Origin of the sequence: Streptomyces purpurogeneiscleroticus, assembly GCF_020024005.1 — a bacterium.
Classification (GTDB): domain Bacteria; phylum Actinomycetota; class Actinomycetes; order Streptomycetales; family Streptomycetaceae; genus Streptomyces; species Streptomyces purpurogeneiscleroticus.
In genome coordinates, this window is the sequence record NZ_NHSG01000478.1 from 1 (window position 1) to 9,451 (window position 9,451).

General features: G+C 71.6%; 9 protein-coding genes. 7 read left to right on the forward strand and 2 right to left on the reverse strand.

Translation table 11 applies throughout. From position 1 onward, the window contains the following. Positions 1–126 precede the first annotated feature (126 nt). Positions 127–528 (forward strand): hypothetical protein, encoded by a 402-nt coding sequence (locus CCS38_RS34480; protein ID WP_223737519.1) that lies wholly within the window; start codon positions 127–129, stop codon positions 526–528. Between the two features lie 125 nt (positions 529–653). Here the strand turns inward: CCS38_RS34480 and CCS38_RS34485 are convergent, their stop codons facing one another. Then, a complete protein-coding gene (locus CCS38_RS34485; protein WP_223737520.1) occupies positions 654–1,655 on the reverse strand; it encodes a YihY/virulence factor BrkB family protein in 1,002 nt (333 codons plus the stop codon). A 112-nt stretch (positions 1,656–1,767) separates the two neighbouring features. Next, positions 1,768–2,562, reverse strand: a complete 795-nt coding sequence (locus CCS38_RS34490; RefSeq protein WP_223737522.1) for an SDR family NAD(P)-dependent oxidoreductase — start codon at positions 2,560–2,562, stop codon at positions 1,768–1,770. 89 nt (positions 2,563–2,651) lie between these two features. Between CCS38_RS34490 and CCS38_RS34495 the strand changes: the two genes are divergently transcribed. From CCS38_RS34495 to CCS38_RS34520, 6 genes are all read left to right on the forward strand, one after another. Further along, entirely contained in the window at positions 2,652–3,242 is a 591-nt protein-coding gene (locus CCS38_RS34495; protein WP_223737524.1) for an AAA family ATPase, read from the forward strand. A gap of 94 nt (positions 3,243–3,336) precedes the next feature. Next, positions 3,337–3,885, forward strand: a complete 549-nt coding sequence (locus CCS38_RS34500; RefSeq protein ID WP_223737526.1) for a DUF2243 domain-containing protein — start codon at positions 3,337–3,339, stop codon at positions 3,883–3,885. Beyond that, positions 3,885–4,730, forward strand: coding sequence for a cytochrome c oxidase assembly protein (locus tag CCS38_RS34505; RefSeq protein WP_223737528.1), 846 nt, complete (start codon positions 3,885–3,887; stop codon positions 4,728–4,730). Before CCS38_RS34500 ends, CCS38_RS34505 begins: the two co-directional genes overlap by 1 nt. Positions 4,731–4,841: 111 nt before the next feature. Then, positions 4,842–6,308 (forward strand): aldehyde dehydrogenase family protein, encoded by a 1,467-nt coding sequence (locus tag CCS38_RS34510; RefSeq protein ID WP_223737530.1) that lies wholly within the window; start codon positions 4,842–4,844, stop codon positions 6,306–6,308. 39 nt (positions 6,309–6,347) lie between these two features. Continuing rightward, positions 6,348–7,889: a GMC family oxidoreductase gene (locus CCS38_RS34515; protein WP_223737541.1), complete on the forward strand. Its 1,542-nt coding sequence runs from the start codon at positions 6,348–6,350 to the stop codon at positions 7,887–7,889. Further along, entirely contained in the window at positions 7,889–9,376 is a 1,488-nt protein-coding gene (locus CCS38_RS34520; RefSeq protein WP_223737543.1) for an APC family permease, read from the forward strand. Before CCS38_RS34515 ends, CCS38_RS34520 begins: the two co-directional genes overlap by 1 nt. Positions 9,377–9,451: the final 75 nt, after the last annotated feature.

Below are 9,451 nucleotides of genomic sequence, written 5' to 3' on the forward strand. Positions count from 1 at the left end.
CCTCCCGACATCCGGCCCCCCGAAGCCGGTGCCCGCCCGCCTCGATTCGATGCCCCGACGCGTCCTCGGACGCGCCAGAATGGAGTACGCACAGCACACCGTACTCGGGCCAAACGAGGAGTTGGGATGCCCAGTACAGCTGAAAGCACGCGGAAATCCGCCGCGAAGCGGACGCCCCCGCCGGACACCGCCGAGGACACGCACGTCCACCGCAGTAAGCAGGGCCTGAGCGTGCACACCCTCGATGTCCGCGCCCCGCTGCACGTCCCCTACTTCACGCCCGGGGACGTGGTGAACAACGCGCGGACGGCCGGCGACTGGCTGCCGCCCCTGCCGCCTGCCAGGGAACTCCTGTACTACGGCGGGCTGGGCGCACTGGCCGTCGCCGGGGCGCTGGAGTGGCCGGTTGCGCTGGCCGTCGGCGGCGCGACTGTCCTGTTGCGGCGCTCGGGGCGGCAGGAACCGGCCGAACAGCAGGAGCCGGCGAGCGCTGACGGCGATGAGCAGGCCACCAAGAAGAAGGACTGACCGCGTGGAAGGGGAGGAGGAGAGCCGCCGGTAGAGCGGCGCAGGGCCCGGTTCCGCGAGGGGCCGGGCCCGGCACCGCAGCACGGCGGAGGCGGTCCTCCGCCGGGTGCGTAGCGGGGGCTCGCTCAGAGCTTCCGGGTGTCGCGCGGTTCGACGTACGGCTCCTCGTCCCCCGGATGCCCGGCTTCCAGGGCGCGGCTCCGCTCCATCTCGGCGTTGAATTCCAGACCGAGCAGGATGGCGAGGTTGGAGATCCACAGCCAGACCAGGAAGATGATGATCCCGGCCAGGCTGCCGTAAGTCTTGTTGTAGCTGCTGAAGTTGGCGACGTAGAGGGCGAAGAGTGCCGAGGCGACCAGCCAGAGCAGCACGGCGAGCAGGCTGCCGGGGGTGACCCAGCGAAACCGGCGCTTGACGTTGGGCGCCGCCCAGTACAGCAGCGCGATGATGAAGCCCACCAGCAGCACCATCACGGGCCACTTGGCGATGTTCCACACCGTGATCGCGGTGCTGCCGAGCCCGATGACGTCCCCCGCCTTCTGCGCCAGCGAGCCGGTGAACACCACGGCCACGGAGATGACCGCGAGGAGGACGACCGTCACGACGGTGATGAGGAAGCGGGTCGGCAGGATCTTCCACGCCGGCCGGCCCTCGCCGATGTCGTACACGGTGTTCGCGGCGCGCATGAAGGCCGCGATGTAGCCGGAGGCCGACCACAGGGCGACGAGGATGCCGATGACCAGGGCGATGCCGGCCTTGCCCTGGCTGCCCTGCATCTGTTTGAGCATGCTGGTGATGAGATCGCGGGCGGCGCCCGGCGCGAACTTCCCGACGTTGTCGATCATCGGCTGGAGCGTCCCGCTGCCCATCAGGCCCAGGATCGACACCAGCGCCAGCGCGGCGGGGAAGATCGCGAGCACGCCGTAGTACGTGAGGGCGGCGGCCAGGTCGGTGAGGTTGTCCTTCTTGAACTCCTTCGCGGTGCGCTTCAGCACCGCCGTCCACGATGCCTTGGGCAGGTCACCCGGGCCCTTGGGCGCCCGGTGCTGACCACCGCCGGTCCTGCCGCCGGCGCTCGCTCCGCCGCCGCCACCGTCGTCGTTCACGTCTCGCTGATGCCCTCGCATGGGTACAGCACCTTCCGAAGCGGGTGATCGGATACCCAGCCTCACCCGCCCGGACGGCGCTCCGCCCGCCGGACTGGTCCGTATGGAGTGCTGCCGGCCGGGCCCGTGCCGCTCACGGCAGAATCGAGTCCACGTAACCGCCGTCGACACGGACGGCGCCGCCGGTGGTCGCCGACGCCTGCTCGGAGCTGAGGTAGACGACCATATGGGCGATCTCCGCCGGCTCGATCAGCCGCTGCAGGAGCGACTGCGGGCGGTGCTCCCGCATGAAGACGCGCTGCGCCTCGTCCCACGGCAGATCGCGGTCGACCAGCTCGTACACGAAGTCCCGCACGCCGCCGGTGTGCGTCGGCCCGGCGATGACGGAGTTGACCGTGACGCCGGTGCCGGCCGCCTGCTTCGCGAAGCCCCGGCTCACCGCGAGGAGCGCCGTCTTCGACATGCCGTAGTGGATCATCTCGGCGGGGATCACCACCGCCGAGTCGCTGGCGATGTACTGGATCCGGCCCCAGCCGCGCCCGGTCATGCCCGGCAGGTATGTTCGGGTGAGCCGGACCGCGGCCAGCACGTTCACCTCGAAGTAGCGCCGCCACTCCGCGTCGCTGATCTCCAGGGGGTCCTGCGCGCCGAAGATGCCGAGGTTGTTGACGAGGATGTCCACCTCCGGCAGCGCCTCCGCCAGCCCGGCGGTGCCCTCTTCGGTGGTCACATCGCCGACCGCCGCGACGAACTCCCCGCCGGGCACCTCCTCCCCGAGCCGCGCCACCGCCTCCTCGACCCGCCCGGCGTTCCGCCCGTTGACCCCGACCCGCGCCCCCGACCGCGCGAGCCCCGCGGCAATCGCCGCCCCGATCCCCTGCGTCGATCCGGTGACCAGCGCGGTCCGTCCTGACAGATCGAGCTGCATACGTACGCTCCGTTTCCCGAGTTGTCTGCGCCCTGCAGGCTGCCACGCTCCGCCCTCTCCCACCCATAACGGCACGAAAGGTGTCCGCCATGTCGTCAGTTCCCGCTTCTCCGCACGCCGACCGTTTCGTCGTCCTCACCGGCGGCCCCGGCGCCGGCAAGAGCACGCTCATCGAGCGGCTGGCGGCGCTCGGGTACGCCCGGTCGGAGGAGGCGGGCCGGGGCGTGATCCGGGATCAGGTGGCCGTCGGCGGGCGGGGGCTGCCGTGGGCCGACCGGGAACTGTTCGCCGAGCTGATGCTGAGCTGGGAGCTGCGCTCGTACCGGCTCGCCGCGGACCCGGCCGCGCCGCCCGCCGGCCCCGTCTTCTTCGACCGCGGACTCCCCGACATCGTCGGCTACCTCCGGCTGGAGGGCCTCCCGGTACCCGCCCATGTGCACGCGGCCGCGCAGACGTACCGGTACCACCGCCGCGTGTGCGTCGCTCCCTTCTGGCCGGAGATCTACGCGGCGGACGCCGAGCGGAAGCAGTCACCCGAGGAGGCGGAGCGGACGTATCGGGTGATGGTCGAGACGTACGCGGAGTACGGCTACGAGCCGGTCGAGCTGGAGCGCGCGCCGGTCGAGGAGCGGGTGCGGTCCGTGCTGCGGATGGTGGACGGGTTCGCGACAGCCGAGTGAAGGACGGCCGGGTGCGGGAACCGGTACCGGGGCCGGTATCGGGAACCGGTGCAGGAACCGGGGGACGAGGCGTCGGATCGGAAGGAGTGACCGTATGGCCACCACCACGGGCGAGGTACGGGCAGGCCCCGACCCCCGCAGCATCCGGCTGCCGGGGATCGTGCTGGGCGTGGGCCTCGGCGGGTTCGTCGACGGCATTCTGCTGCACCAGCTCCTGCAGTGGCACCACATGCTGACCAGCACGAACACCGACCGCATCGGCATCAAGTACTACCCGGCCCACACGGTGTCCGGGCTACGGATGAACACCGTGTGGGACGGCATCTTCCATACCGTGTGCTGGCTCGCGGTGCTCATCGGGCTGGCCCTGCTGTACTCCCGGGTCACGCACGGGCGGCGGCGGGTGTGGGGTTCGCGGGTGCTGTGGGGCTGGGTCCTGGCGGGCTGGGGGCTGTTCAACCTCGTCGAGGGGGTGCTGGACCATCAGATCCTCGGCATTCACCACGTGCACGGCGGGCCGTACCAGGTCTGGTGGGACATCGGCTTCCTTGTGCTGGGGGCGCTGCTGCTCCTCGGGGGCTGGGCGCTCCAGCGCGGCGGCCGGGCCTTCGACCCTGAACGCGCTCCCGAACGGGGTGCCTGATGGGCGGTCATGAGCACCACTCCGGGGGCGCGCACCCGCTGCCCGGCGGCCCGCTCCCGACGGCGGTGGCCGTGTGCGCGCTGGCCGTGCTCGCCGCCGGCTATCTGCTGCTCGTACGCCGGACCGCCCGGCGCCCGGCCGCCAAGGGCTGGAGCCCCTGGCGCACCGCGAGTTTCCTGACGGGCTGCGCGCTGGTGGCCGGGGCGCTGCTGCCGCCGCTGGGGGCCTTCGCGCACGGGGACTTCCGCGGCCACATGGCCCAGCATCTGCTGATCGGGATGTATGCGCCGCTCGCGCTGGTCCTCGGTGCGCCGGTGACGCTGCTGCTGCGGACGCTGCCGCCGCGCCGCGCCCGGCGGCTGACCGGCGTGCTGCACAGCCGCCCGCTGCGGCCGGTGGCCCACCCGGTCACCGCGCTGCTGCTGAGCACCGGCTCGCTGGCCCTCCTGTACGGCACCCCGCTGTACGACGCGACCGCGGCGAGCCCCGCGCTGCACTGGCTGGTGCATGCGCACTTCCTGCTCTCGGGCTGCCTCTTCGCCTGGGTCGTGGCGGGGCCGGACCCGGCTCCGGCGCGGCCGGGCGTGCCGGCCCGGCTGGTCCTCCTGGGCGTGGCCGTCGCCCTCCACGCGACGTTCTCGCAGCTCCTGTACGGCGGCTTCCTCATCGGCGTGCACGCGCCGGTCGACCAGGTGCGGGGCGGCGCGGAGCTCATGTACTACGGCGGCGACCTCGCCGAGCTGCTGCTGGCCGGCGCCCTGGTCGCCACCTGGCGCCCGGCCCGCGGCCCGCGCCGGCCGGCCGCCGCGCCCCTTAGCCCGACCGAGTCACTTTCCCCGCCGTAGCCCGGTCCCTTCGGTGCGCCCCGCCGCTCGCCGCCGTCGACTCAGGACGATGGTGCGGGTCCAGGCCCCGGCGTACGGCCCCGGAGTGGCGGGGAGCGAGGAGACCAGCAGATGGCTGACCTGTACATCGACGGTGAGTGGACGGGGGCGGCGGCGGGCGGCCGGCGTGATGTGGTCAATCCGTTCGACGCCTCCGTGGTGACGACCGTCGACGACGCGGACGGGACGGACGTCGACCGGGCGGTGCGGGCCGCCCGGCGCGCATTCGACGCGGGCGAGTGGGCGAACGCCGCGACCCGGCGCCGCGCCGACGTCCTGCACCGGGTGTACGAGCTGCTGCTGCGCGACCTGGAGGACATCGCCCGCACGGAGACGCAGGACACCGGGAAGACGATCGCGGAGTCCCGGATCGACATCGAGGACATCGCGAACGCCTTCCGGTACTTCGCCGAGATCGCCGACAAGGACGGCGGGCGGGTGGTGGACGTCGGCCCGGACGTGCTGAGCCGGGTGGTGTACCAGCCGGTCGGGGTCTGCGCGCTGATCGCGCCGTGGAACTATCCGCTGCTCCAGGCGACCTGGAAGGTGGCGCCCGCGCTCGCGGCGGGCAACACCTTCGTCCTGAAGCCGAGCGAGACGACACCGCTGACGACGATCATCCTGTTCCGGCTGCTGGAGGAGGCGGGCGCGCCGCCCGGAGTGGCGAATCTGGTCCTCGGTCCGGGCTCGACGGTCGGCGCCGCGATGACCCAGCACCCGGATGTGGACATGGTGTCGTTCACGGGCGGGCTGGCCACCGGCCGCACGATCATGGCGGGCGCCGCGGCCGACGTGAAGAACATCGCGCTGGAGCTGGGCGGCAAGAACCCCAACGTGGTGTTCGAGGACTGCGACTTCGACGCGGCGGTGGATTACGCGCTGGACGCTTCCTTCCTGCACTCGGGGCAGGTGTGTTCGGCCGGGTCGCGGCTGATCGTGCAGGAAGGGCTGTACGACCGGTTCGTCGAGGCGCTGGCCGACCGGGCGCGGCGCATCCGGCTGGGCGACGGCATGCACGAGGACACCGAGAGCGGGCCGCTCAGCTCCGCCGAGCACCGCGAGAAGGTGGAGGGCTATCTGGAGGTCGCCCGCAACGAGGGCGCGCGGCTGGTGTGCGGCGGGCGCCGCCCGGACGACCCCGAGCTCTCCCGCGGCTTCTTCGTCCTGCCGACGATCTACGCGGACTGCGACCGGTCGATGCGGATCGTGCAGGAGGAGGTGTTCGGCCCGGTGGTGACGGTCGAGCGGTTCCGGGACGAGGAGGACGCGGTACGGCTCGCCAACGACACCAAGTACGGGCTGGCGGGCGCCGTGTGGACCAGTGACGCGAGCCGGGCGCAGCGGGTGGCGCAGCGGCTGCGGCACGGCACGGTCTGGATCAACGACTTCCATCCGTACGTGCCGCAGGCCGAGTGGGGCGGCTTCGGCCACTCCGGCGTCGGGCGCGAGCTCGGCCCGACCGGGCTGCGCGAGTACCAGGAGGCCAAGCACATCTACCAGAACCTCAGGCCGGCCCCTTCCGGCTGGTTCAAGGGCTGAGGCGCGGGCGTGGCGACCGGAGGGAGTGAGGAGCGGGGAATGGGCGACGGTACGGAGTTCGACTACGTCATTGTCGGCGGGGGCACGGCGGGCTGTGTCCTGGCCGCGCGGCTGACCGAGGATCCCGGCTGCCGGGTGTGCGTGGTCGAGGGCGGGCCCAGCGACGTGGGCGACGAGAAGATCCTGCGGCTGCGCAACTGGATCAACCTGCTGGACTCGGAGTACGACTACGGCTACACGACCGTGGAACAGCCGCGCGGCAACTCGCACATCCTGCACTCGCGGGCGCGCGTACTGGGCGGCTGCTCCTCGCACAACACCCTGATCAGCTTTCTGCCGCTGCCGGAGGACATGGACGAGTGGGCGGCGCTGGGCTGTACCGGCTGGGACGCCGCGACGGTCCTGCCGTACCGCGACCGGCTGCAGAACCGCATCGTCCCGGTGGCGGAGCAGGACCGCAATCCGATCGCGAAGGACTTCGTGACAGCCGCGGCGTCCGCGCTGGGCGTGCCGGTGGTCGAGGACTTCAACGCCCGGCCGTTCGCGGACGGGGTGGGCTTCTTCTCGCTGGCTTACGAGGCGGAGGGCAACAAGCGGTCGTCGGCGTCGGTGGCCTACCTCCACCCCGTCTTGGACCGGCCGAACCTGACGCTGAAGCTGGAGACCTGGGCGCATGAGGTGGTGCCGGACGGGGACGGCCGGACGACCTGCGTACGCGTGCGGTCGGCGGACGGCACGGAGTCGACGCTGCGGGCGGAGCGGGAGCTGCTGCTGTGCGCGGGTGCGATCGACACGCCGCGGCTGCTGATGCTCTCCGGCATCGGCCCGGCGGATCAGCTGCGCGAGCTGGGCATCGAGGTACGGGCGGACCTGCCGGGCGTGGGCGAGAACCTGCTCGACCACCCGGAGTCGGTGATCGTCTGGGAGACGGACGGACCGCTGCCGCCGAACTCGGCGATGGACTCCGACGCCGGGCTCTTTCTCCGGCGCGATCCGGGCGGCGGGCCACGGCCCGACCTGATGTTCCACTTCTACCAAGTGCCGTTCACCGTCAACACGGAGCGGCTGGGCTATCCGGTGCCGGCGCACGGCGTGTGCATGACGCCGAACGTGCCGCGGGCCCGTTCCGTGGGCCGGATGTGGCTGCGCAGCGCGGACCCGGCGGAGAAACCGGCGCTGGATTTCCGGTACTTCACCGATCCGGACGGGCACGACGAGGAGACGATCGTGGACGGGCTGAAGGTGGCGCGCGAGGTGGCGGCGACGCCGCCGCTGCGGGACTGGCTGAAGCGGGAGGTGGCGCCGGGTCCGGACGTCACCTCGGACGCGGCGCTGTCGGAGTACGGGCGGCGGGCCGCGCACACCGTGTACCACCCGGCGGGCACCTGCAAGATGGGCGGCGACGACGATCCCATGGCCGTACTCGATCCCCAGCTGCGGGTGCGCGGCCTGGACGGCATCCGTGTCGTGGACGCCTCGCTCTTCCCGACGATGCCGACGATCAACCCGATGGTGACGGTGCTGCTGGCGGCCGAACGAGCGGCGGACCTGCTCCGGGGCACGGGCGGAGGCGGTCGGTGATGGCCACGGCGAACACCCCGGCCGACGGCGCGGCCGGCGGCGGGGACGAGAGCAGCGACGGGTCCATCGCCGGCTCGGAGTTCCGCAAGGACATGGGCCCGTGGGCGAACTTCGCGCTCGGCTTCACCTACCTCTCCCCCGTCGTCAGCACCTACACCCTCTTCGCCACCGCGCTCGGCGAGGGCGGCCCGCCGATGATCTGGGCGTTCGTGCTGGCCGGCTGCGGCCAGTTCCTGGTCGCGCTGGTCTTCAGTGAAGTGGTGGCGCAGTTCCCCATCGCGGGCGGGGTCTACCCGTGGGCCCGGCACCTGTGGGGCAAGCGCTGGGCGTGGATGACCGGCTGGATCTACATGTGGGCGCTGCTGGTCACGATCACATCGGTGGCGTACGGCGCGGGCCCGTACATCGCTCTCCTCATCGGCTTCGAGCCAACGGTCCACACCACCGTTCTCTGCACGGTCGTGCTCATCGTCATCGCCGTACTCATCAACTACGCCGGTACGAAGGCGCTCTCGCTGGCGGCCGTGATCGGGTTCGGCGCGGAGCTGATCGGCGCGCTGATCGTCGGCATCTATCTGCTGGCCACCCACCGCGAGCACAACCTCGGCGTCATCTTCGACACGTACAACACCGAGGGCGACGGCAGCTATCTGCCGGTCTTCCTGGCCGCCGCGATCATCGGCTTCTACCAGTACTACGGCTTCGAGGCGTGCGGGGACACCGCCGAGGAGGTCGCGCATCCGGGCCGGGTGATTCCGAAGGCGATGCGCCGCACGATCTACGTGGGCGGCGCGGCGGCCACCTTCACCTGCCTGTCGCTCCTGCTCTCCGTCACCGACTACCGCGCGGTGATCTCCGGGGAGGACACCGACCCGGTGGTGCACCTGCTGTACGACGCGCTGGGCGAGGTCGGGGCCCGGCTGGTGATGGCCGTGGTCCTCATCTCCTTCCTCTCCTGCACGATCAGCCTCCAGGCGGCGGCCGGCCGGCTCATCTACTCGTACGCGCGCGACCAGATGATCGTCGGGCACCGGCTGCTGCGGAAGTTCGCGCACGCCAGGGCGGTGCCGGGCTGGGCGCTCTTCGTGTCGGCCGTGATCCCGGCGATCATCGCCTTCGGCTCCCTGGTGTCGGAGGACGCGCTCACCAAAATCGTGTCGTTCGCGATCCTGGGCATCTACGGCTCGTTCCAGATGGTGGTACTGGCCTCGCTGCGCGCCCGGCTGAAGGGCTGGAAGCCGAGCGGCGAGTACCGGCTCGGCCGCTGGGGCCTGCTGGTGAACGCCGGGGCGCTGGTGTACGGCATCTTCGCCATCGTCAACATCTGCTGGGCCCGCACGCCCGAGGCCCCCTGGTACGACAACTACATCGTGCTGCTGTGCGGCGGCGTCGTCGTCCTGGTGGGCCTCATCTACATGTTCACGACGCACCACTACGGGCGCAGCGACGCACCGTGCGGAGACGCGATCCCGGAGTCGCGGCGCTGAGCCGGCGGCTTCCGGGCGCGCGGCCGCCCGTCATCCGGAGGACCGCGTAGGCGCCGCCTGTCAGCACCGCCGCCG

Excerpts from the sequence above, each read along its gene's own strand:
- CCS38_RS34480 (WP_223737519.1), top strand. The coding sequence starts at position 127 with ATGCCCAGTACAGCTGAAAGCACGCGGAAATCCGCCGCGAAGCGGACG.
- CCS38_RS34485 (WP_223737520.1), bottom strand. The coding sequence starts at position 1,655 with ATGCGAGGGCATCAGCGAGACGTGAACGACGACGGTGGCGGCGGCGGA.
- CCS38_RS34490 (WP_223737522.1), bottom strand. The coding sequence starts at position 2,562 with ATGCAGCTCGATCTGTCAGGACGGACCGCGCTGGTCACCGGATCGACG.
- CCS38_RS34495 (WP_223737524.1), top strand. The coding sequence starts at position 2,652 with ATGTCGTCAGTTCCCGCTTCTCCGCACGCCGACCGTTTCGTCGTCCTC.
- CCS38_RS34500 (WP_223737526.1), top strand. The coding sequence starts at position 3,337 with ATGGCCACCACCACGGGCGAGGTACGGGCAGGCCCCGACCCCCGCAGC.
- CCS38_RS34505 (WP_223737528.1), top strand. The coding sequence starts at position 3,885 with ATGGGCGGTCATGAGCACCACTCCGGGGGCGCGCACCCGCTGCCCGGC.
- CCS38_RS34510 (WP_223737530.1), top strand. The coding sequence starts at position 4,842 with ATGGCTGACCTGTACATCGACGGTGAGTGGACGGGGGCGGCGGCGGGC.
- CCS38_RS34515 (WP_223737541.1), top strand. The coding sequence starts at position 6,348 with ATGGGCGACGGTACGGAGTTCGACTACGTCATTGTCGGCGGGGGCACG.
- CCS38_RS34520 (WP_223737543.1), top strand. The coding sequence starts at position 7,889 with ATGGCCACGGCGAACACCCCGGCCGACGGCGCGGCCGGCGGCGGGGAC.